The organism is Sphingomonas sp., assembly GCF_051962185.1.
In the GTDB taxonomy this organism is placed as follows: domain Bacteria; phylum Pseudomonadota; class Alphaproteobacteria; order Sphingomonadales; family Sphingomonadaceae; genus Sphingomonas.
This window is the reverse complement of record NZ_JBQCCN010000050.1, coordinates 1-19744: the sequence shown is the minus strand read 5'-3', so window position 1 is coordinate 19744 and position 19744 is coordinate 1. Positions and strand designations below refer to the sequence as shown.

24 protein-coding genes and 1 pseudogene are annotated in these 19744 nt (G+C 65.5%); 13 read left to right on the top strand and 12 right to left on the bottom strand.

Annotated elements, in window-relative coordinates:
- The 5 genes and pseudogenes from ACTHJR_RS03185 to ACTHJR_RS03165 form a co-directional block, all read left to right on the top strand.
- Positions 1–705 (top strand): annotated as a pseudogene (locus ACTHJR_RS03185) (glycosidase); the annotation flags it as partial.
- A 196-nt stretch (positions 706–901) separates the two neighbouring features.
- The gene (locus ACTHJR_RS03180; RefSeq protein WP_440521638.1) at positions 902–2041 is read left to right on the top strand and encodes a glycosyltransferase family 4 protein; all 1140 of its coding nucleotides are present in this window, start codon (positions 902–904) and stop codon (positions 2039–2041) included.
- A gap of 82 nt (positions 2042–2123) precedes the next feature.
- A complete protein-coding gene (locus tag ACTHJR_RS03175) occupies positions 2124–3527 on the top strand; it encodes an NAD(P)H-dependent flavin oxidoreductase (protein ID WP_440521637.1) in 1404 nt (467 codons plus the stop codon).
- The gene (locus ACTHJR_RS03170) at positions 3527–3808 is read left to right on the top strand and encodes a hypothetical protein (RefSeq protein ID WP_440521636.1); all 282 of its coding nucleotides are present in this window, start codon (positions 3527–3529) and stop codon (positions 3806–3808) included. The genes ACTHJR_RS03175 and ACTHJR_RS03170 overlap by 1 nt, the downstream gene beginning before the upstream one ends.
- 202 nt (positions 3809–4010) lie before the next feature.
- Positions 4011–4709: a glutamine amidotransferase gene (locus tag ACTHJR_RS03165; protein WP_440521635.1), complete on the top strand. Its 699-nt coding sequence runs from the start codon at positions 4011–4013 to the stop codon at positions 4707–4709.
- A 41-nt stretch (positions 4710–4750) separates the two neighbouring features.
- Here the strand turns inward: ACTHJR_RS03165 and ACTHJR_RS03160 are convergent, their stop codons facing one another.
- Together ACTHJR_RS03160 and ACTHJR_RS03155 are read right to left on the bottom strand one after the other, a co-directional pair.
- Positions 4751–5293 carry a hypothetical protein gene (locus tag ACTHJR_RS03160; RefSeq protein WP_440521633.1) on the bottom strand — a complete coding sequence of 181 codons (543 nt, stop codon included), beginning with the start codon at positions 5291–5293 and terminating at the stop codon, positions 4751–4753.
- Positions 5293–6285: a 2-hydroxyacid dehydrogenase gene (locus ACTHJR_RS03155; RefSeq protein ID WP_440521631.1), complete on the bottom strand. Its 993-nt coding sequence runs from the start codon at positions 6283–6285 to the stop codon at positions 5293–5295. The genes ACTHJR_RS03160 and ACTHJR_RS03155 overlap by 1 nt, the downstream gene beginning before the upstream one ends.
- 105 nt (positions 6286–6390) lie before the next feature.
- On the opposite strand from ACTHJR_RS03155, the gene ACTHJR_RS03150 reads away from it, so the two are divergent.
- Positions 6391–6891, top strand: coding sequence for an SH3 domain-containing protein (locus ACTHJR_RS03150; RefSeq protein ID WP_440521630.1), 501 nt, complete (start codon positions 6391–6393; stop codon positions 6889–6891).
- On the top strand, positions 6891–7346 hold the full coding sequence (locus tag ACTHJR_RS03145; protein WP_440521629.1) for a GNAT family N-acetyltransferase: 456 nt from the start codon (positions 6891–6893) through the stop codon (positions 7344–7346). The genes ACTHJR_RS03150 and ACTHJR_RS03145 overlap by 1 nt, the downstream gene beginning before the upstream one ends.
- 7 nt (positions 7347–7353) lie before the next feature.
- Here ACTHJR_RS03145 and ACTHJR_RS03140 read toward each other — a convergent pair whose 3' ends face one another.
- The 6 genes from ACTHJR_RS03140 to ACTHJR_RS03115 all read right to left on the bottom strand — a co-directional run bounded on the left by ACTHJR_RS03140 (position 7354) and on the right by ACTHJR_RS03115 (position 12212).
- Positions 7354–8484 carry a carbohydrate porin gene (locus ACTHJR_RS03140; RefSeq protein ID WP_440521628.1) on the bottom strand — a complete coding sequence of 377 codons (1131 nt, stop codon included), beginning with the start codon at positions 8482–8484 and terminating at the stop codon, positions 7354–7356.
- 650 nt (positions 8485–9134) lie between these two features.
- Entirely contained in the window at positions 9135–9401 is a 267-nt protein-coding gene (locus tag ACTHJR_RS03135; RefSeq protein WP_440521627.1) for a DksA/TraR family C4-type zinc finger protein, read from the bottom strand.
- A gap of 70 nt (positions 9402–9471) precedes the next feature.
- The gene (locus ACTHJR_RS03130) at positions 9472–9651 is read right to left on the bottom strand and encodes a hypothetical protein (RefSeq protein ID WP_440521626.1); all 180 of its coding nucleotides are present in this window, start codon (positions 9649–9651) and stop codon (positions 9472–9474) included.
- A 127-nt stretch (positions 9652–9778) separates the two neighbouring features.
- Complete coding sequence (locus ACTHJR_RS03125) at positions 9779–10021, bottom strand: DUF6894 family protein (RefSeq protein WP_440521625.1); 243 nt, start codon at positions 10019–10021, stop codon at positions 9779–9781.
- A gap of 47 nt (positions 10022–10068) precedes the next feature.
- Positions 10069–10773, bottom strand: coding sequence for a Crp/Fnr family transcriptional regulator (locus ACTHJR_RS03120; protein ID WP_440521624.1), 705 nt, complete (start codon positions 10771–10773; stop codon positions 10069–10071).
- A 251-nt stretch (positions 10774–11024) separates the two neighbouring features.
- Positions 11025–12212 carry an acetyl-CoA C-acyltransferase gene (locus ACTHJR_RS03115; protein ID WP_440521622.1) on the bottom strand — a complete coding sequence of 396 codons (1188 nt, stop codon included), beginning with the start codon at positions 12210–12212 and terminating at the stop codon, positions 11025–11027.
- Positions 12213–12325: 113 nt separating this feature from the next.
- Here ACTHJR_RS03115 and ACTHJR_RS03110 point away from each other — a divergent pair, with 113 nt between their 5' ends.
- The 3 genes from ACTHJR_RS03110 to ACTHJR_RS03100 all read left to right on the top strand — a co-directional run bounded on the left by ACTHJR_RS03110 (position 12326) and on the right by ACTHJR_RS03100 (position 14566).
- Positions 12326–12580: a hypothetical protein gene (locus tag ACTHJR_RS03110; RefSeq protein ID WP_440521621.1), complete on the top strand. Its 255-nt coding sequence runs from the start codon at positions 12326–12328 to the stop codon at positions 12578–12580.
- 61 nt (positions 12581–12641) lie between these two features.
- Positions 12642–13130 carry a hypothetical protein gene (locus tag ACTHJR_RS03105; RefSeq protein WP_440521620.1) on the top strand — a complete coding sequence of 163 codons (489 nt, stop codon included), beginning with the start codon at positions 12642–12644 and terminating at the stop codon, positions 13128–13130.
- 23 nt (positions 13131–13153) lie between these two features.
- Entirely contained in the window at positions 13154–14566 is a 1413-nt protein-coding gene (locus ACTHJR_RS03100; RefSeq protein WP_440521619.1) for a coniferyl aldehyde dehydrogenase, read from the top strand.
- 282 nt (positions 14567–14848) lie between these two features.
- On the opposite strand, the gene ACTHJR_RS03095 is transcribed toward ACTHJR_RS03100, so the two are convergent.
- From ACTHJR_RS03095 to ACTHJR_RS03080, 4 genes are all read right to left on the bottom strand, one after another.
- Positions 14849–16063, bottom strand: a complete 1215-nt coding sequence (locus ACTHJR_RS03095) for an RNA polymerase sigma factor (protein ID WP_440521618.1) — start codon at positions 16061–16063, stop codon at positions 14849–14851.
- Positions 16063–16416 carry a YciI family protein gene (locus ACTHJR_RS03090; protein WP_440521616.1) on the bottom strand — a complete coding sequence of 118 codons (354 nt, stop codon included), beginning with the start codon at positions 16414–16416 and terminating at the stop codon, positions 16063–16065. The genes ACTHJR_RS03095 and ACTHJR_RS03090 overlap by 1 nt, the downstream gene beginning before the upstream one ends.
- A gap of 98 nt (positions 16417–16514) precedes the next feature.
- Entirely contained in the window at positions 16515–16664 is a 150-nt protein-coding gene (locus ACTHJR_RS03085) for a hypothetical protein (protein ID WP_440521615.1), read from the bottom strand.
- A 17-nt stretch (positions 16665–16681) separates the two neighbouring features.
- The gene (locus ACTHJR_RS03080) at positions 16682–18436 is read right to left on the bottom strand and encodes an aspartyl protease family protein (RefSeq protein WP_440521614.1); all 1755 of its coding nucleotides are present in this window, start codon (positions 18434–18436) and stop codon (positions 16682–16684) included.
- Between the two features lie 180 nt (positions 18437–18616).
- Here ACTHJR_RS03080 and ACTHJR_RS03075 point away from each other — a divergent pair, with 180 nt between their 5' ends.
- The 3 genes from ACTHJR_RS03075 to ACTHJR_RS03065 are packed head-to-tail and all read left to right on the top strand — an operon-like array spanning position 18617 to position 19607.
- The gene (locus tag ACTHJR_RS03075; protein WP_440521612.1) at positions 18617–18940 is read left to right on the top strand and encodes an ArsR/SmtB family transcription factor; all 324 of its coding nucleotides are present in this window, start codon (positions 18617–18619) and stop codon (positions 18938–18940) included.
- Entirely contained in the window at positions 18937–19347 is a 411-nt protein-coding gene (locus ACTHJR_RS03070) for an SRPBCC family protein (RefSeq protein WP_440521611.1), read from the top strand. The genes ACTHJR_RS03075 and ACTHJR_RS03070 overlap by 4 nt, the downstream gene beginning before the upstream one ends.
- Positions 19348–19385: 38 nt before the next feature.
- Complete coding sequence (locus ACTHJR_RS03065) at positions 19386–19607, top strand: hypothetical protein (protein ID WP_440521610.1); 222 nt, start codon at positions 19386–19388, stop codon at positions 19605–19607.
- Positions 19608–19744 lie beyond the last annotated feature (137 nt).

The following is a 19744-nucleotide window of genomic DNA, read 5'->3' as shown; positions in this document are numbered from 1 at the left end:
TCCTATCAATGCTATGGCGTCGAGGACGCACGGATCAGCCATGTCGGCAATCGCTGGCTGATGACGACGTGCTCGGTCAGCCCCGAGCGGCATTCCACCACGCTCTATACGTCGAACGACGCGAAGGACTGGCTGCTCGAGGGGATCGTGCTCGACCACCAGAACAAGGACATGCTGATCTTCGAGGACCGGATCGGTGCCAATTACTGGGCGCAGACGCGGCCGCTCGGCGACCTCTATTTCGCCTATCCGCCGGGCAGCGAATGGCGCGCGGGGCCGTCGATCAATCTCGCGACCTCGCTCGATGCCGTGCATTGGAAGCCGCACGACAAGCCGGGCATTCGGCCGCACGCGAAGACGCTGGCCACCGCGCGGATGGGGGGCGGCACGCCGCCGATCCTGACCGACAAGGGCTGGCTCACCCTGTGGCATGGGGTCGAGCCCTATGGCGTGGTCGGCATCTACCGCACTTATTGGTCGCTGCTCGACGCGCGCGACCCCTCGATCACCGTGCAGACCTGCGACGCTCCCTTGCTGGAGCCCGCGCCGCACCTGACCGAGCCGATCAAGCATTTGATGTATCTGGACAATGTGGTGTTCACGACCGGCATCGCCGATGCCGGCGACCATTCTGTCGTCGCCAGCGGGGAAGCCGACCTGGCGTGCCGCAGCACCCACATCCCGAAGAGCGCGTTCGGGCTCTGATTCCCCTCCCGCTTGCGGGAGGGGAGCTCAGGTCGATCATGCCCCCGGCATGATCGAGAAATGCGCGGGGCGCATTTCGACCTGTTGCAGGCCTCAAGCTGGGAGGGCATGTGCACACCCTGATTTTGGGTCCGACAGGCCCTCCCCCGACCCCTCCCGCAAGCGGGAGGGGAGATTAGGATGTCCCTTCCTTCTTATGCCCGCACCCCTGAACATCCTGCACATGCATTCGTCGTTCAACCTGGGCGGCAAGGAAGCGCGCGCAGTCCAGTTGATGAACGCGTTCGGCGATCGCGCGCGGCATACGATCGTGTCGGGCATGCCCGACCAATATTCCGCGCGCGACGCGATCGCGAAGGGCGTGGCCTATGAGATCGCACAGAACCCGCCGCCGCTGACCGGCAAGCCGTCGGTCGGCCGGTATGAGACGATCGCCAAATACATGCGCCGTTTCGACCTGGTGCTCAGCTACAATTGGGGCGCGATCGACGCCGTCATGGCGAAGCGCGTCTTCGCCAAGGGCATGCCGCCGATCGTCCATCACGAGGACGGCTTCAACGCCGACGAGGCGATGCGGCTGAAGCCCCAGCGCGCGATCTATCGCCGCATGGCCTTCCCTGCCGCGCATGCGGTGGTGGTGCCGTCGATGACCCTCGAATGGGTCGCGACCAACATCTGGAAGCAATCGGCGCCGCGCCTGCGGCGGATCCCGAACGGCATCGACACCGCGCTCTATGCGCGCAAGCCCGACCCCAAGGCGATCCCCGGTTTCATCCGCAAGCCCGGCGAGGTGATCGTCGGTGCATTGGCCGGGCTGCGCGAGGTCAAGAACCTGCCCGCCCTGGTCCGCGCGGCGGCAGGCTGTTCGGCGCGCGTGCGGCTGGTCATCGTCGGGGAAGGGCCCGAGCGAGCGAGGATCGAGATGGCAGCGCGCTCGCTCGACATGCAGGACAAGGTGCTGCTGCCGGGATTCCTGCCCGATCCGCATCGTTATGTCGGACTGTTCGATATCATGGCCCTGTCGTCGCTCAGCGAGCAGTTCCCGATCTCGGTGGTCGAGGCGATGGCGGCCGGCGTGCCGATCGCCGCAGTTCCGGCGGGCGACATCCCGCACATGGTGAGCGAAGAGAACCGGCCCTACATCACGACGAACTCGGGCGAAGTCGAGATGCGCGATGCGATCCAGGCACTCGCCGCCGATGCCGGGCTGCGCGCGGCGGTGGGCAAGGCCAACCGCGCCAGGGCGGTGGCGGACTATGACCAGAAGGCGATGATCGCAGCTTATGCGCGGCTGTACGACGACGCGCTGGGCCGCGCCGGAGCGTTGAGCGGCTGAGGTGGGACGCAGCGAGTCGTATTTGCTCGCGTACGTGCAGCGAAACGCTATAGGCTGCGTTATTGTTCGCTAGGAGACATACGTGTTCAAGGGCCTGAAGCCTATCGTCTATAACGGTCGCGAGGTGTGGCCGCTGGTGGAAGGGGGCAAGGGCGTCGCTGCGACCAACCACGCCAGCGCCGGCGCCTGGGCGGCGGCGGGCGGGATAGGCACGGTCTCCGCGGTCAATGCCGACAGCTACGATCCCGAAGGCAAGATCATTCCCCAGGTGTACAAGGCGCTGACTCGCCGCGAGCGCCATGAGGAGTTGATCGACTATGCGATCGAAGGCGCGGTCCAGCAGGTGAAACGCGCGTTCGAGATCGCCGGCGGCAAGGGCGCGATCAACATCAACGTGTTGTGGGAAATGGGCGGTGCGCAGCGCGTACTGCATGGCGTGCTGGAGCGCACGCGCGGGCTGGTCGCCGGGGTGACCTGCGGGGCCGGCATGCCATACAAGCTCAGCGAGATCGCGGCCTCGTACAACGTCAATTACTTGCCGATCGTGAGTTCGGGCCGCGCCTTCCGCGCGCTGTGGAAGCGCGCCTATTCGAAAGCGGCGGAATGGCTCGCGGCGGTGGTCTATGAGGATCCCTGGCTGGCGGGCGGGCACAACGGCCTGTCCAACGCCGAAAATCCGCTCGAGCCGCAGGATCCCTATCCGCGCGTCAAGGAATTGCGCGCGACGATGCGCGAGGGCGGCATTTCGGACGACGTGCCGATCGTGATGGCCGGCGGTGTCTGGTATCTGCGCGACTGGAACGACTGGATCGACAATCCCGAGCTCGGCCAGATCGCCTTTCAGTTCGGCACGCGCCCGCTGCTGACCCAGGAGAGCCCCATCCCGGAGGCGTGGAAGGCCAGGCTGACCCAGATCGAGGAAGGCGGCGTATTGCTGCACCGCTTCTCGCCGACCGGTTTCTATTCGTCGGCGGTACGCAATCCGTTCCTCCGCGCGCTCGAAGCGCGATCCGAACGGCAGATCGCTTTCTCGACCCAGGAAGCCGGCGATCATACCTTCCAGCTCGATGTCGGCGTGAAGGGCAAGAACTTCTGGGTGACGCGCAACGACCTGCTGCGCGCGCGCGAATGGTTCGGCCATGGCTTCACCGAAGCGCTCAAGACGCCCGACAACACACTCGTCTTCGTCACGCCGGCCGAAAAAGCGGAAATCCGCAAGGATCAGGCCGATTGCATGGGCTGCCTGTCGCAATGCCTGTTCTCGAGCTGGGCCGACAGCGAGACCAACTCGACCGGTCGCCTCGCCGATCCGCGCAGCTTCTGCATCCAGAAGACGCTGCAGGACATCGCGCATGGCGGCGATGTCGACCAGAATCTGATGTTCGCCGGGCACGGCGCGTATAATTTCAAGAAGGACCCGTTCTATTCGAACGGCTTCGTTCCGACGGTGAAGCAACTGGTCGATCGCATCCTGACCGGGGATTGATGCTCCTTTTCGCTTTCCTGGCCGTGCAGGCGTCCGGTTCCGGTAATCGGCCGCCCGATGCACCACCCTGGCCAACCGAATCGACTGTCCCGCCCGCCGGTGCGATCGATAAGATCGAGGCGAAAGTGAACGGCAAGAAATGTATTGGCGACATTCATGGTTGGGAGCGGACCTATTGGTATCCGGCCTTCACCGATCGGAAGTCGCGTTTCTGGCTCGATTTTGGGACGATCATAGCATCGTATAAAAGCATCGACGTGCCCGGTCGCGCGGACCGATGAGTCCTTCGCGGCAACCCGATCACCGCCGTCGATCCCGGGGACTATGCGGGGCGAACGGCGACGATTGAGTATAAATTGGACAGTGGCAAAGTTCGCGTGATGTCGTGTGGCATCCAACAGGTACCGTATGAGTGAGCGGTGCTATGCTGCGGCGAAGACATGGTTAATTGCTGTGAAACCATAACGCGCTAGGTTGGCGCGCATGAAGCGCGCCCTGGTTCTCCGTCACGTCGATTACGAAGGCATCGCCGGCTATCGCGAGCCGATCGAAGCGGCCGGTTATGCGATCGAGCGCGTCGCCGCGCATCATGCCGGCTGTGCGAAGCTCGATACGCTGTCGCCCGACCTGCTGGTCGTGATGGGCGGCCCGATGGGCGCCTATGATACCGACAAATTCCCCTGGCTGGAGGACGAGATCGCGGTGATCCGGCGCCGGCTCGCCGCCGATCTGCCGATCCTGGGCGTGTGCCTCGGCAGCCAGTTGATCGCCGCCGCGCTTGGCGCCGATGTGCGCAAGGGGCCGGTGCGCGAGATCGGCTTCGCACCGCTCAGCTTGACGGACGCGGGCAAGGCCGGTCCGTTACGGCATCTCGACGGGGTCGCGATGCTGCACTGGCACGGCGATACGTTCGACGTCCCGGCTGGTACCGATTTGCTCGCGACGACAGCGTCTTATGCCCAGGCCTTCGCGCGCGGTCGCAATATGCTCGCGCTGCAATTCCATGCCGAGATGGGCGAGGATGAGCGCTTCGAGCATTGGCTGACCAACGATGTCGCTGAAATCGCCGAAGTAGGCGAGACGCCCGAGGCCCTGCGCGCGGCCCACGATCGGCTCGGGCCGACGGCAGTGGCGGCGGGGCGCGCGATGATCGGCGAGTGGCTCGCCGGTTTGGCCAATTGAGATAGCGGTGCTCCTGCGAAAGCAGGACACGGATCGGGATTTCAGGGCTTCGTTGCCGGGGCCGGCGGCGTCGGGGCGTTCGGCACGATCGGATCGACGGTCACCGTCCCCAACTTGCCCTTCTCCAGCGGGTCGCGGATCGTGAACAGCAATGTCGGGTTGGCGCAGACATCGAACGTGCCGCTTTCCTCGCGGTTCTTGCCGTCGATCGTCATCACGACCTTGAGGTCGAGCCGGCAACCCATGTCCTTGGGCGGAAACCACATCGTCCAGCGCTTCGAGTTGAAGGCGAAGTTGCTCGGGAACGCATTGCCGCTCCATTGCGGCGCGCCATTCCTTTCAGCCACGGCATAACGGAATTCCGTGACGCGATGGTTGCTTAGATTGACCAGGAAGATGCACGTTTTCTTCTTGCAATCGTAGCTCGTCGGGGCGCCCGACGGGAACCCGGCCATCTGATGGCGCGGAAGCTCCCATCCCGCGCCGCTATCGCTGCCACTGTCCGCCGCGTCCTGGGCCAGGGCCGGGACCGCGGCGGCCAGAGCGATCGGCGTGAGCGCGAGCAATATCCCCCGATTGACCATCAAACCCACCCCTCCAGCACTTGATCGGGCGGGCGATGGCCATCCGCCCAATGCTGGATGTTGCGGATGACGCGCTCGCCGGTCGCGGCGCGCGCTTCGAAGGTCGCCGATCCCATGTGCGGGAGCAGCACGACATTGGGCAGGGCCAGCAGCCGCGGGTCGATCGCCGGCTCGTGCGCGAACACGTCGAGCCCGGCACCGGCGAGCCGGCCGGCTTCCAGCGCGTCGATCAGCGCCGCTTCGTCGATCGCCGAGCCGCGTGAGGTGTTGACGATATAGGCCTGGGGCTTGAGCAGCGACAGGCGGCGCGCGTCGATCAATCTTTCGGTCTGGTCGGTATGCGGGGTGTGGATCGAGATGACGTCGCTGCCGCCGAGCATTTCGTCGAGATCGGCGTGCCAGGTCGCCGCCAATTGCTGCTCCAGGCTTTCGGGAAGGCGGTGGCGATTGTGGTAATGGACGGCCAGGCCGAAGGCGCGGGCGCGCGCGGCGACTGCCTGGCCGATACGGCCCATGCCGACGATGCCCAGGGTCTTGCCGCCGATGCGGTGGCCGAGCATCGCGCCCGGACTCCATCCGCTCCATTGGCCCGAGCGCGCGAGCTTCTCGCCCTCCGCCAAACGGCGCGGCACCGACAGGATCAGCGCCATTGTCATGTCGGCGGTGTCCTCGGTCAGCACGCCGGGGGTGTTGGTGACCAGGATGCCGCGCGCTCGTGCCGCCTTGAGGTCGATATGGTCGACGCCATTGCCGAAATTGGCGATCAGCTTGAGTCGGTCGCCGGCCGCTTCGATCAGATCGGCGTCGATCGTGTCGGTGACCGTCGGGACCAGCACGTCGGCATCCTGGACCGCGGCGACGAGTTGCTCGTGCGTCATCGCGATATCCTCGCGATTGAGCTCGGCGTCGAACAACTGGGCCATGCGATCCATCACCGCATCGCTCAATTCGCGCGTCACGATCACCCGAGGTTTGCGCTTGGACCCGGCCATGCGCTCGGCTTGGCCGCGTAATGGGTTTTGGTCAATCCGGTTGATGCTCCGGCGCCGCTGCGCGATAGCTGCGAATCGAGGCGTACAGTTAAAAGGGGATTGGCCATGCGGCTTGGCTGGGTGTTGTCTGCGATCGCGACGACGGCGATCGCGGTGCCGGGGATCGCGGCGCTGGTCGAGAAGAAGCCGCCCTATTTCGCGTCGATCGCCGCCAAGGCGGCCTATATGCGCACCGGCCCCAGCCGCATCTATCCGGTGAGCTGGAAATACCAGCGCCAGGGCCTGCCGGTCAAAGTGATCGAGAATTACAAGGAAAAGGGCGGCGGTGCCTTGTGGCGCAAGATCGAGGATCCGGGCGGCACGCAAGGCTGGATGCAGGCGAATCTGATCGCCGATCAGCGCACCGCGATGGTGATGGGGGATATCGTCGAATTGCGCGACTCGCCGCGTTTCGCCGGCAAGGTCAATTGGCGCGCCGAGCCCGGCGTGGTCGGCAGGGTCAGCAAATGCGCCGACGGCTGGTGCTATCTCGATGTCACCGGCCGCGGCGGGTTCGTCGAGATCAGCCATTTGTGGGGTGTCGACGCCAGCGAAACGATCGAGTGATGCGGATCGAGCGCGACGACGTGTCGCGGCCCGCGGTGGTCGCGCTGATCGACTATCATCTTCGCTCGATGCACGAGATTTCGCCGCCGGACAGCGTGTTCGCGCTCGATTTGTCGGGATTGAAGCATCGCGACGTGACCTTCTGGACAATATGGGAGGGCGACGACCTGCTCGGCATGGGCGGGCTCAAGCAGCTCGACGCGGCGCATGGCGAGATCAAATCGATGCGGACCGCTCCCACCGCCTTGCGACGCGGCGTGGCGGGCGCGATGCTCGATCACATCATCGGCGAAGCACGGGCCCGAAGCTATCGGCGGCTGAGCCTGGAGACCGACAGCAACGCCCCGTTCGCGCCGGCCTGGGCGATGTACGAGCGCGCGGGGTTCGTGCCGTGTGGGCCGTTCGGCAGCTATAGCGATACGAGCTTCAGCCGCTATTTCACGCGAACGCTCTGAGCGCGCGTCACTTCGTCGAGAAATGCAGCCTTAGGCCCAGCACCAGCGCGTCGGGTGCCACGCCCCAGCCGGGGCGGCGGACATATTGCACGTCGGGTTGGAGCATCAGCCATTTGCTCACCCGGTGCGTCGCGGTGAGTTCGACCGTGGTCTCGGCACGCCGCGGAATCGCGACGCTTGCCGCCAGCGCGTCCATGCCCGGATCGCCCAACCGCGCATGCGCAACCGCGATGCCATAGGAGCGCCCGTCCGTGCCCCAACTCAACCCGCCGCCCAGATAGGTGCCGATTTCATTGACGTCGCTCGCCGCGCGGCCGGCGCGCACCCAGCCGCGCAGCGCGCCTGTGCGGTCGTCGCCGGCGAGCAATTGCTCATATTGCATATAAGCGCCGGCGCTGCGGCCCTTGCCGCGCCCGTCGAGGCGATCGAACCGGTCGGTGTAGAGCCAGGCGCCGGCCTGCAACTCGCCGCCGGCGCCGATCTTCACCTCGCCTTCGCTCGACAGCAAGGCGCCGGCGCGAAAGAACGGGCCGGGCAGGACGCGATGCGGATGCGCGGGATCGCCCGGCTCGGCGTCGAAGATCGCGGTGCGCAATTTCCAGCGCTTCTTCTCGATCGCGACGAGCAGCCCCGGCGAAGTGATCGGAAAGATCGAGGGGCCGTTGAGGCCCGATTGCGAATAATCGGGGGCGATGCCGAACGAGCTGTTGAGGAACAGCGCGCCCACGCTCTGCACGTCGAATTCGCTGTTGAGATCGATCAATCCCGCTTTCGCCCGAACCCCACCGCCGAGCGGCGCCTCGAGCCACGCCTCGAACGGGCGCAGCGCATAAGGCGCGTCGATATTGCTGACCACCTGCACGTCGCCGACGTCGCGTTCGGAAAAGCCGCCGCCATGGAGCAGGAAGATGTCGGCATGGGCATGCGCGCCTTCGACCCCGAATAGGCCGGTGCCGCTGTCGAGATCGAGATCCAATCGGCCCATCCAGCGTAGCCGGCGCTGTTCGCCGCCGGACGCGTCGGCGATGATGTCGGTCGTGTAGCGGAGGTCGGCCGACGGCTTGTCGTCATCGGCACGCGCGATCGCCGGCGCGCACAAGGCGGCCAGGCCACAAGTCAGGGCGGCGAACCATCGCACGAACTGGCGTCCCTCGCTTCCGCCGAATCCAGGGTGCGCGGCTAGGCGAGGGCGCCTGACAAGGCAATGCACTATCGAGAATAAAAGTACATATTGCGAGTGAGCCGCGATAGCGGATTGGCCGATCCGGACGGAAAATGCCTGTTCCGGTGCGTGGCTGAGCGGTCGCGAAAGGAGCGATGCATGGAGACGGCGCGGCGGAAACACCGCGCCGTCTTCGGCATTCGGCTTATTCGGCGCCGCTGGCGGTTACGTCGCCTTCTTCGTCGTCCGGCGCCGCGGTGTCGGTCGACTGGCCGCCACCCGCCTGACCGTCCTGGGTTTGGTCCTGCCGGCGATCCATGTTCTGAGCGCCCTGCTGGTCCTGGTTCCCGCGGTCCATATCTTGATCGCTTTGGCCGCCCTGTCCGCCGCCCTGATTCGTACCGTCTTGGCCACCCTGGCCGGCACCCTGGTTCATGTCGCTCTGGCCGCCTTGGCCGCGGTCTTGGTTCCTATCGCCCTGGCCTTGCTGTCCCATCATTCTCTCCTCGATTCCATCCGGTCACGGACCCGGCCAGAACGGCCAGCGGCGAGGATACGATCCTGATTTTCGGGGCTTGCTGATCGAGGTTATGACGATTTGTCAGATGGTTGCTCGGGTCGGCCCGTCACCGCAATTGGCTGTCCTTGCTGCCCCGCCGATTGATGCCCGAAAAGGCCACGCGCTTAGCGTCGCGCGCGCTCTGGCAGGCGATGCACGTGCGAACGCCCGGCATCGCGGCGCGCCGTTTCTCGGGGATCGGTTCGCCGCAGATTTCGCATTCCTCCAGGCTTTCGCCGCTCGGCATATGGGCCCGCGCTTCCAGGATCGCGTCCCGGATGCTGTCTTCTATTTGATCCTGTACCGCACCGTCGGGCGCCCAACCATTCGCCATCGGATCATTTCCAACCAAATGATTTACTTAGATAGGAAGCAGCGGGCGGGTTCGCCGCAAAAAATGGGTGTCAGGACAAGGCCGCTAGATGCGGAGCGGCCGATTGTGGCGCGAGAAGCTGGGCGCGGCGCTCATATTCCTCCGCGAAGTGTAGATGGGCGAGCGCTACCGAATTGTCCTCGCATGTGATGGCGACTTCGCGCTCGTGCTTCGCGCGCGCTAGGAAATAGTCCCGATCGGCCTTGGCCATGGTCGTTTCCTGTTACCCGTTAGGAAGCCAGGCTAGCCATTACGTATCGGGCGCGCTTTCAACAATGTTAGCCAAAATCGCCGAAATAAAAAATATTTCGGAGGCTCGATCGAGCCGTTCGATGCTTTCAGAATTCTATCGCGACCGCGTCGCCGAAATGGACGACGCCGACCTTGTGGCGCTGTTCGTCCAGCACTTCGATCTTGTGGTGGAGCACCAGATGGCCGTGCGCCCTGACCGATTCCGTGGCGAAGTTGCGCGCCTCGTTGGCCGCGCGGCGCAGAGCTGCAGCCGCGTCGGCAAAGTCGGCGCCCTCTTCGTCCAGCGTGATCTCGTCATTATAGACGTTGAAGAAATAGCGAGCCATCATCGGGAGAAAAGCGGCGACCGCTCTTTGGTTTCAGATCTTGTCCTGGATCAATATGATTTTGCGGCGGAAAATTCCCAGGATCGATGATCGGCCATCTCGCGAGCGCCACGCGGTGACGGTAGATGGAGATAGGATCGGTTGAAGTCGCCAGCTTCCTGAAGATCGTCCCAGTTGGTAATCGTCACCGAACTTTTGGTCGTGCTGATCAAGCGATCGGCGCGCAGGCCCTGCAGCACGCGGTTGACGTGGACCGATGTGAGCCCCGTCGCGTCGCCGACCTGTTCCTGCGTCATCGGCCAGGTATAATGCGGGCGTTCGCAGAGTCCGGCCGATTCCTGACGCAACGCGAGCTCGCAGAACAGATGGGCGATGCGTTGGCGTGCAGTTCTTCGCCCGATATTGGCGATCCACTCGCGAGAGATCGACGCATCGACCAAGGTATCGACCCACAAAGCATGCGCTATCGCGGGATAACGAGCGCACAGATCGAGGATCGCCTGCCGCGGGATGAGGGCGACTTCGGTGCGGGTCATGGTTTGGACGTTGTGATCGGCATGTCCGAGCAGGCTGTTCTGCAAATCGACGATATCGCCACCGATGTGGATCGAGAGGATCTGTCTCGCCCCGCTGCCGACGACTTTGTGGCGGTAAGCAAAACCGCCGAGCAATACGCAGCATCTGTCGGCACGATCGCCTTCGCGGACGATGTAGCTGCCCGCGTCGAGAACCGACAAGCGATGCGGGAGCGCCAACAGCGCTTCCGTTTCTTGAGGCGAGAGGCTCGACCGCGATCTCAATCGCGCGAGCATCGGACGCAGCGTAGGGGCATGGGAAAGAGACAAGGTTGTTCCTCCGGCGTAGGCGGGGGAAGCTAGCCCTCAGCCGCTGACGCCCGAAACGACATGCCAGCGATGACCCTGTTTAACGCATGTAAACCAAATAAGCTGCAATCTGCATCAGCTCTCGTCGCGCATTCGCTGCGAAGATGCCCGCATCGGAGACATCAGTCGATCAATTCGACCGCGACCGCCGTCGCCTCGCCGCCGCCGATGCACAGCGACGCCAGCCCGCGCTTGAGCCCGCGCTGCTGCAGCGCCGCGACCAGCGTCGTCAGGATGCGCGCGCCGCTGGCGCCGATCGGGTGGCCGAGCGCGCAGGCGCCGCCGTTGACGTTGATCTTGTCGTGCGGGATGCCGAGGTCGTGCATCGCGATCATCGCGACCACCGCGAACGCCTCGTTGACTTCGAACAGATCGACATCGGCGACGCTCCAGCCGGCCTTGTCGAGCGCCTTTTGCATCGCGGCGACCGGCGCGGTGGTGAATTTGGCGGGGGCGTGGGCGTGCGCGGCCTGGGCTACGATCCGCGCGACCGGCTTCCTGCCCAGCTTCTCGGCGACCGAGGCGCGGGTCAGCACCAGCGCGGCGGCGCCGTCGGAGATCGATGAGGCATTGGCCGCGGTGATCGTGCCGTCCTTGGCGAAAGCGGGCTTGAGCGTCGGGATCTTCGCGGGATCGCCCTTGGTCGGCTGCTCGTCGAGCGTGACCGTGTCGGTGCCCTTGCGCCCGACCACCTCGACCGCGACGATCTCGCGATCGAACGCGCCGGACTTTTGCGCGGCCTGCGCGCGTTCGAGGCTGGCAATCGCGTAATCGTCCTGCGCGGCGCGGGTGAACTGATATTCCTGCGCGGTCTCCTCGGCGAAGCTGCCCATCAGCCGGCCGGGCTCATAGGCGTCCTCGAGCCCGTCGAGATACATATGATCCTTGAGCACATCGTGGCCGATCCGGGCGCCGCCGCGATGGCGCATCGACAGATAGGGCGCGTTGGTCATGCTCTCCATGCCGCCGACGACGATCAGGTCGACCGACCCCGCGGCGAGCGCCTCGCTGCCCATGATCGCGGCCTGCATGCCCGATCCGCACATCTTGTTGACCGTGGTCGCCTCGACATGCTCGCCCAGGCCGGCGTTGATCGCCGCCTGGCGCGCCGGGGCCTGCCCCAAGCCGGCGGGAAGCACGCAGCCCATGTAGATGCGCTCGATGTCTTTCGGATCGACGCCCGCGCGCTCGACCGCGCCCTTGACCGCCGTCGCACCGAGCTGCGTCGCGCTGGCGCCGGTCAGCGTGCCCTGGAAACTTCCCATCGGGGTGCGGGCATAGGACAGGATGACGATCGGGTCGGCGGTCATGGGAAGCTCCGGAAAGTGTCGGGCGCGATCTAGGCGTGCGGAGCGGCGAATTCAAATCGCCGGACTTGCTCTGCAGCAAATCGGATATGCCGTTCGTTCGCTAGGGAATGACGATGGGAACGCTCATTACCGTGCTCAAATGGGCCGCCTCGATCAGCGGGATCGTCGCGGCGATGATGGTGTCGTTCGATTTGGGACGGCGCGTGACGGGATGGGGGTTCGTCGTCTTCGTCGGTTCGGCCCTGTGCTGGCTGGCGGGCGCCGCGCTGTCTCATGACTGGGCGCTGGGCACGCAGAACGGCGTGCTATTCGCGATCGATGTGTTCGGGGTCTATCGTTATCTGATCCGCAAGAAGCCGCTCGGCTGACGCGAACGTCAATCAGCGCTTACCTGTCGCCGCGCCGCGTGGTAGCACCGCGGGTATGAGGATGCTGTCGCTCGCGCTGCTGCCGATCGCCATGCTGCCGCTATGGCCGGCCGGCGCGCAACAGGCCGACACACCCGCCGCCGCGCCGCCGCAGGTGATCGATCCCTCCGCCACGGTCGACGGCCTGCCGATCGGCGCCTTGCCGCAACAGCGCCTCCCCGCGAAGGGTTGCGCCGCTTTCCTGTGGAGCAGGACGCCGAGCATGGCACTGGTCGCGATGGCGACCGCCGATCCGGGATCGCTGCGCCTCTCGCTCGACGGCAAGACGGCGGATTATCCGATCAGCGCGCAGAACGGGATCGGCGGGCTCGGTTTCTCGCAGATCACCGAATATCGCGGCGCGGGCGTGGTCGCGACCTTGCAGGGTAACGTCAGGACAGATGCCGGCGCGCCGAACAGCGGGTCGATTTCGGATGGCATATTGAGGATCGAGCGGGCCGGCCGCGCGGCGATCGTGATCCCGGTCGCGGGCGCGATCGGCTGCGCCTGAACGATCGGGGAGGGGAACAAGCAATGACGATGCACGATATCCTGGCGGCACAGCGCGCGGCGTTCCAGGCCGAGCTGCCGGTCAGCCTGGCGGTGCGCAAGGACCGGCTGAAGCGCGCGGCGGCAATGATCGCCGACAATGCCGATCGCTTCTGCGACGCGCTGAGCGAGGATTTCGGGCATCGCAGCCGCGAACAGTCGATGGTCACCGACATCGCCGCCTCGGTCGCGCCGCTCAAACATGCATTGAAGCATGTCGACCGCTGGTCGCGCCCCGAGCGCCGCCCGGTGACCGCGCCGCTCGGGCTGCTCGGCGCCAAGGGATGGATCGAGTTTCAACCCAAGGGCGTGGTCGGGGTGATCGCGCCGTGGAATTTCCCGGTCAATCTGATCATGGCGCCGCTGTCCGGCGTGCTCGCGGCGGGCAATCGCGCGATGGTCAAGACCAGCGAGTTCACCCCGCGAGTCGCCGCCTTGTTCGCGGAGGTTTGCCCAAACTATTTCGCCGCCGACGAACTCGCCTTCGTCTCGGGCGGGCCGGAGATCGGCAAGCAATTTTCCGGGCTGCCGTTCGACCATCTGATCTTCACCGGCGCGACCGGGATCGGCCGGCACATCCTCCACGCGGCGGCGGACAATCTGACGCCGGTTACGCTCGAACTCGGCGGCAAGTCGCCGGTGATCTTCGGCCGCTCGGCCGACGTGAAACGCGGCACCGAGCGGGTGGCGATCGGCAAGATGCTCAACGCCGGCCAGATCTGCCTCGCCCCCGATTACATGCTGGTGCCAAGCGACCAGGAACAAGCGGTGGTCGACGGGCTCAAGCAGTCGGTCTCCGCGATGTACCCGACCCTGCTCGCCAATCCCGACTACACCTCGATCATCAACGACCGCCATCACCAGCGGCTGCAGGACTGGCTGGAGGACGCGCGGACCAAGGGTGCGACGATCGAGACGGTCAACCCGGCCAATGAGGATTTCGCCGCGTCGAACAGCCGCAAGATGCCGCTCCACATCGTCCGCGACGCGACAGACGACATGACGGTGATGCAGGAAGAGATTTTCGGGCCGATCCTGCCGGTGCGGCGCTACGACACGATCGACGGCGCGATCGCCGAGGTGAACCGCCGCGACCGTCCGCTCGGCCTCTATTATTTCGGCAACGACGACGGCGAGCGCCGCCGCGTGCTCGACCGCACGATCTCGGGCGGCGTGACGCTCGACGACGTCATCTTCCACATTTCCAACGAGGAATTGCCGTTCGGCGGGATCGGCCCCTCGGGGATGGGCGCCTATCACGGCCATGACGGGTTCAGGACGTTCAGCCACGCCCGGGCGGTCTACCGCCAGTCGCGCTTCGACATCGCCAAGCTGGCCGGCCTTAAGCCGCCTTATGGCAAGGCGACGCTGGCTTCGGCGAAGCGGCAGATGAAATAGGGCGGATAAAGCTGGGGCCGCCCGAAGGCGGCCCCGTAGTGATGCTGCTGTTTGCCAAAGCAGTGAGGCCGATTTGGCCGGAAATGTAACGATTGGCAATGGGTCGATGCCGGTCGGCATACCCAAAACGAGCCAAGGCAAAGCCGACCCGGGAACTTTTTGCGGCAAAATGTGTTTGCGGCGGCCAAAAGTGGTGGCTGCGCCGGTGCCCGGCCTTTTCGGCGGCGCGATATTCGGCGTTTATCGTTTCTCCAATCCGGCGGAGATTCGCTTCGATACCCGCTACGTCGATGGGGCCGCCTCCGATCGGCGACGTTCCAGCCAGCGACGCTCGGCATCGCCGGGGCCCAGCGCCAGCGCGGCGTCATAGGCCTGGCGTGCCGGTTCGGCGAAGCCGAGCCGGGCGAGTAGGTCGGCGCGCAGCGAATGATAGGGCAGATAGGCCGCAAGCCCGGCATGCGCGAGCGCATCCACCTCCTCGAGCGCGGCCGTCGGGCCGCGAATTTCCGCCAGCGCGACCGCGCGGTTGAGCCGGACGACCGGGTCGTCGCGTAGGGCGAGCAGGGCGTCGTAAAGCGTCAGGATCGCGGGCCAGGGCGCCGGCGCGGCGAGCGACGATCGCGCGCACCATTCGGCATGGATCAGCGCCTGCAGTCCGCGCGGGCCGAGCGGGCGCTGCAGGACGACGGCGAGATAGCGGCGCCCGAGCGCGATCAGCTCCGCGTCCCAGCGCGCCGGATCCTGGTCCGCGAGCGGCGCCATCACGCCGTCGGCGTCGACTCGCGCCGGCCGCCGTGCCTCGGCGAAGCGCACGATGGCGGCGAGTGCGTGCACCTCCGGCTCGGTTGGCAGCATCGCCGTCAGGGTCGCGGTGATGCCCAGCATCTCCTCGGCATAACCGGCATGGCGGCCGGTGCCCGCACCGTCGGCATGGGCATGGGCGTAGGCAACTTCGAGCGTCGACAGCACCGCGTCGAGCCGGTCGCGCCAATGATCCGGGCCCGGTATTTCGAACGGCACGCCGGCGGCGGCGATCTTGTGCTTGGCGCGGGTCAGGCGTTGCAGCAAGGCCGGCTCGGCGATCAGGAAGGCGCGCGCGATCTCTTGCGCCGACAAGCCGCACACCAGCCGCAATGTCAGCGCCGCGCGCGCCTCGGGATGGATCGCCGGGTGACAGCAGACGAAGATCAGCTGCAGCCGTTCGTCGGGGATCAGTGGGCGGGCGGCCATCAATTCCTCCGCGGTCGGTTCGGGCTCCGGCTCGGGCAGGACGGTCGTGTCGCGCACCGCGCGCCGGCGCAGCATGTCGAGCGCGATGCGGTCGGCGACGCGGTACAACCAGCCCGCCGGATTGGCCGGCCGGGCGTCGGCCCAGGCGGTGATCGCCCGCCCGCACGCCTCCGCCAGCGCTTCCTCGGCGAGGTCGAGGTCACGGAAGCGGGCGGCGAGCGCGGCGGTGATCCGCCCGCCATCCGCCCGCAGGACCGCGTCGAGCATCACATGCCCGGCGGGTGGAGCAGCGGCCGGATCTCGATCGACCCGTCGAACCGCACCGGGACGCGGCGCGCGATCGCGATGGCATCGTCGAGATTGTCGGCTTCGATGACGTAATAGCCACCCAGTTGCTCGCGGGTCTCGGCGAACGGGCCGTCATGGATCGTCTGCTTGCCGTCGACGGTGCGGACGGTGGTCGCGGCGGACGTCATCTCCAGCCCGGCGCCGGTCTTGTACTGGCTGCCCAGTTCGCCGACCAGGTCCCAATGCTTGGCGACGATCGCCTTCATCTCGGGCGTGTCGTTCTTGTCGCCATAGACGCTCTCGTCTTCGTAGATCAGCAGCATGTAGTGCATCTCGTATCTCCCGCGACCGCCGAAATGCGATCGTACCGCGGAGACGCGCGGACGGGAGGGGATTCGACAGCGATGCGAAATTTATTTTGCGCTTGGGATCAGGGAGCGGTCGGGATGCCCAGATTGATCCGCGAATCGCGGTTGCCGGTGTCGTAGCGCGGACGGGTCAGCGGCACTGCGACTTCGGCGGCCGCACCGACGCGACATGTCGACGCGCAGGCTGGCGCTGGCGGACGCGAGCGAGCCATCGCATTTGCCTTCGCCGTCAGCTTTCCAATCCATATTTGCGCGCGCGATCGACTACTTTGGGATCGATCGCGATCGCCGCGGCGCGATCGGCCTTGGCTTGCGCCGCCTGACCGGTTTTCGCTTCGACGATGCCCCGCATGTAGAGCGACCAGGCGGCGCGGGGATTGATCGCGAGCGCCGCGTTGTAATCCGCCATTGCCTGCTTCATTTCGCCGCGTCGCACGCGAATCAGCGCGCGGCTGTCGAGAATCGAGGCGTCGCGCGGCTGAGCGCGAACCGCCGCGTTGCAATCTTCCAGCGCCTTGTCGAGATCGCGGTTGAGCAGGCCGCGCACCCAGCATCGGCCGTTGAGCGCGATCCCGCGGCTGCTGTCTTCGGGATGGCTCTTGAGCCATAGATCGTAATTGGGCAACGCGGCGTCGGGGGTTCCCAGGCTGTCGTACAGCGACGCGACGACCAGGCGCTTGTCGGCGGACGGTGCAAGCGCGCGGTCGGCGGCCCGGACATCTTCCGTAGCGCCCTCGATATTGCCGTCGCGCAGGCGCATCTGCGCGCGATAGAGCCGAGCGTCGGCATTGTCGGGCGCGAGCGCGATCGTCCGGTCGAGATCGGCGAGACCACCGGATCGATCGCCATTGGCGAAGCGCGCCATCGCGCGCTGATAGGCGTAGCGGCTTTCCTTCGGCGCGAGCGCGATCGCCTTGTCGAAATCGGCCAGCGCCTCGGTCAGCTTGCGATTGGATGCGAAGGTCGCGCCGCGTCGCGAGAATTCGTCCGCACTGGTCGGTTCGGGCGCCTTGTCGGTCAGATCGAGCACCTTGCCGTCCGATGAGCGGGCCTGTCGAGGCGACAGGCCGAACACCGGGCCGCCTTCATAGGTGATGAACATCCTGTGCGTGGTATTCGACACGAACATGCGGTGCGTCAGGAAGAAGTCGACCCCGATCAGCATGTCCGCATTCTCGAGATCGAGTTGAGTAATGCGGATCTTGGGACGGGGGATCGTCTCGCCGCCGATGTCGATCTTGTCGAATGTCGCGAGCCAGGTAGGCACGCGGTGCGTCCCCAGCCCGGAGCCCTCGCCGACGAACTCGACACCGGGCGATCCCGGGGTGATGCCCAGGCGCTTGGCCGTGGACAGCGACAGCAACGAGCTTTGCGCACCGGAATCGAACACGGCTTTTATCTTGACCCCGTTCAACAGGATCGTACCGATGGTATGCGGCTTGAACACGCCGTCCGGCTTGCCTTCGAGTTCGACCATGGTGAACGGCTTGTCGCCCGCCCAATAGGCGAGGCCGCTGCGCGCGCAATCGACCGTTTTCAGCAAGCGTACGGCGCCGTGCGGCAGGTCGTATTCGACGTCGGCCAGGCCCAGGATGTTCTGTCCGAGCAGACCGGTCGCGCCCATGTCGCTGCCGCCGACGATGAAACTGACCTTGGGGAGCTTGATTCCGGCCAGCCAAAACTGGTCGGTGTTGGCGACGCCGGCCGAGGTGTCGCCGCCGATGCCCATCAGCCGGAACCACGGCGGGGCAGATTCGACCTTCAGACCATATTCCGCGGCACTGGCGCGCGAGATCGTGCTGTAGAACGCGCCGCTGTCGAGGATGAAGCGAGCGGTCTTGTCGCCGAACCGGGCATCGACCATCGGCTGAAGGCGGGCCATCGTCACCGGCAATTGTGCCAGGAGGTCGGCGCGGCACTTGTTCGCCGGCGGGGCCGGCGCTGCCAGCGCGCCCAGCAATGCAATCAGACTCGTCGCGCTCATAGCCCCCTCCCGATGTCGCGATCTTCATGCCAAATCTCCAATCGACTTAGCAAGATAGCGGCGCCGTACCTCGGCGCGGGCGACCGCCGGCCTCACCGGATCGTCGACGGCACCGCGGCTTGACTAATCCATAACCCTGAGGTTATGAGATCGATTCATAGCCATAGAGTTATGTGTTCCATGACCGACGCCCACGACCTATTGTTCAGGACGCTCGCCGATCCCACTCGGCGGGCAATCTTCGAGCGACTGTGCAGTGACGGCGAATTATCGGTCGGGACGCTGACGGCGGGCGCCGGCGTCTCGCAGCCGGCGGTGTCGAAGCATCTCGCCTTGCTCAAGCAGGCGGGGCTGGTGCTCGATCGCCCCGACGGCCGCCAGACGCGGTACAGCGCGCGCCGCGGGGCGCTGGCGCCGCTGCTCGACTGGACCAGCCAGATGACCGGTTTTTGGGAAAGGCGGTTCGACGACCTCGAAGATTTGCTGAAAAGGATGGACCAATGACCGACACATCGACCGAAACGCGCTCCGTCGTGATCGAACGCGAGTTCGGCCATGCCCAGGACAAGATCTGGCGCGCGCTGACCCAGCCGCATTTGATCGCCGAATGGCTGATGAAGAACGATTTCGTGCCCTCGCTCGATCATCGCTTCACGCTGACCGGCGATTGGGGATCGGTCGATTGCCGCGTGATCGAGATCGAGCCGCAGCATTCGCTTGCCTATAGCTGGGACGCGATGGGGCTGGAGAGCGTCGTCACCTGGACGCTCACGCCCTCATCCGGCGGCACGCACGTGCGGATGGAGCAGGCCGGCTTCCGGCCCGACCAGCAGCAGGCCTTCGCCGGCGCCAAGTTCGGCTGGCAGAAATTCCTCGGCAATCTGGATGAGGTCGTGGCGCGGCTCGACTGATCGGCACGACGGATACGCGGATAACAAAGGAGGACCGGATGAAATCGGGGATCAGGCAATTCCACCGCTGGACGTCGATCGTGTTCATGGCGACGGTCGTCATCAATACCATCGCCCTGGTGATGAACAGGCAAGCGACCTGGATCGGGCTAATGGCGCTGTTCCCGCTGATCCTGCTGATGATCACCGGGCTGTACCTGTTCGCTTTGCCCTATCTGTCGAAGGGACGCGGAGTGCGACGCGCCAACGAAGCAGCCTGACCGGCCAACGAGAAAGGAAAAGAGATGAGTACCAGCGATGCCGGGGCGAAATCGCCGTCCCAATTGATCGACGAGCGGATCGCGTCGCTTGGCGACTGGCGCGGTGCGACGCTGGCAAAGCTGCGCGCGCTGATCCA

Coding starts and splice junctions, on each gene's coding strand:
- ACTHJR_RS03180 (WP_440521638.1), top strand. CDS start 902: ATGCCCGCACCCCTGAACATCCTGCACATGCATTCGTCGTTCAACCTG.
- ACTHJR_RS03110 (WP_440521621.1), top strand. CDS start 12,326: ATGGGAACGCTCATTACCGTGCTCAAATGGGCCGCCTCGATCAGCGGG.
- ACTHJR_RS03100 (WP_440521619.1), top strand. CDS start 13,154: ATGACGATGCACGATATCCTGGCGGCACAGCGCGCGGCGTTCCAGGCC.
- ACTHJR_RS03130 (WP_440521626.1), bottom strand. CDS start 9,651: ATGGCCAAGGCCGATCGGGACTATTTCCTAGCGCGCGCGAAGCACGAG.
- ACTHJR_RS03170 (WP_440521636.1), top strand. CDS start 3,527: ATGCTCCTTTTCGCTTTCCTGGCCGTGCAGGCGTCCGGTTCCGGTAAT.
- ACTHJR_RS03135 (WP_440521627.1), bottom strand. CDS start 9,401: ATGGCGAATGGTTGGGCGCCCGACGGTGCGGTACAGGATCAAATAGAA.
- ACTHJR_RS03105 (WP_440521620.1), top strand. CDS start 12,642: ATGCTGTCGCTCGCGCTGCTGCCGATCGCCATGCTGCCGCTATGGCCG.
- ACTHJR_RS03095 (WP_440521618.1), bottom strand. CDS start 16,063: ATGCTCGACGCGGTCCTGCGGGCGGATGGCGGGCGGATCACCGCCGCG.
- ACTHJR_RS03065 (WP_440521610.1), top strand. CDS start 19,386: ATGAAATCGGGGATCAGGCAATTCCACCGCTGGACGTCGATCGTGTTC.
- ACTHJR_RS03150 (WP_440521630.1), top strand. CDS start 6,391: ATGCGGCTTGGCTGGGTGTTGTCTGCGATCGCGACGACGGCGATCGCG.
- ACTHJR_RS03125 (WP_440521625.1), bottom strand. CDS start 10,021: ATGATGGCTCGCTATTTCTTCAACGTCTATAATGACGAGATCACGCTG.
- ACTHJR_RS03160 (WP_440521633.1), bottom strand. CDS start 5,293: ATGGTCAATCGGGGGATATTGCTCGCGCTCACGCCGATCGCTCTGGCC.
- ACTHJR_RS03090 (WP_440521616.1), bottom strand. CDS start 16,416: ATGCACTACATGCTGCTGATCTACGAAGACGAGAGCGTCTATGGCGAC.
- ACTHJR_RS03085 (WP_440521615.1), bottom strand. CDS start 16,664: ATGGCTCGCTCGCGTCCGCCAGCGCCAGCCTGCGCGTCGACATGTCGC.
- ACTHJR_RS03070 (WP_440521611.1), top strand. CDS start 18,937: ATGACCGACACATCGACCGAAACGCGCTCCGTCGTGATCGAACGCGAG.
- ACTHJR_RS03080 (WP_440521614.1), bottom strand. CDS start 18,436: ATGAGCGCGACGAGTCTGATTGCATTGCTGGGCGCGCTGGCAGCGCCG.
- ACTHJR_RS03075 (WP_440521612.1), top strand. CDS start 18,617: ATGACCGACGCCCACGACCTATTGTTCAGGACGCTCGCCGATCCCACT.
- ACTHJR_RS03165 (WP_440521635.1), top strand. CDS start 4,011: ATGAAGCGCGCCCTGGTTCTCCGTCACGTCGATTACGAAGGCATCGCC.
- ACTHJR_RS03145 (WP_440521629.1), top strand. CDS start 6,891: ATGCGGATCGAGCGCGACGACGTGTCGCGGCCCGCGGTGGTCGCGCTG.
- ACTHJR_RS03155 (WP_440521631.1), bottom strand. CDS start 6,285: ATGGCCGGGTCCAAGCGCAAACCTCGGGTGATCGTGACGCGCGAATTG.
- ACTHJR_RS03115 (WP_440521622.1), bottom strand. CDS start 12,212: ATGACCGCCGACCCGATCGTCATCCTGTCCTATGCCCGCACCCCGATG.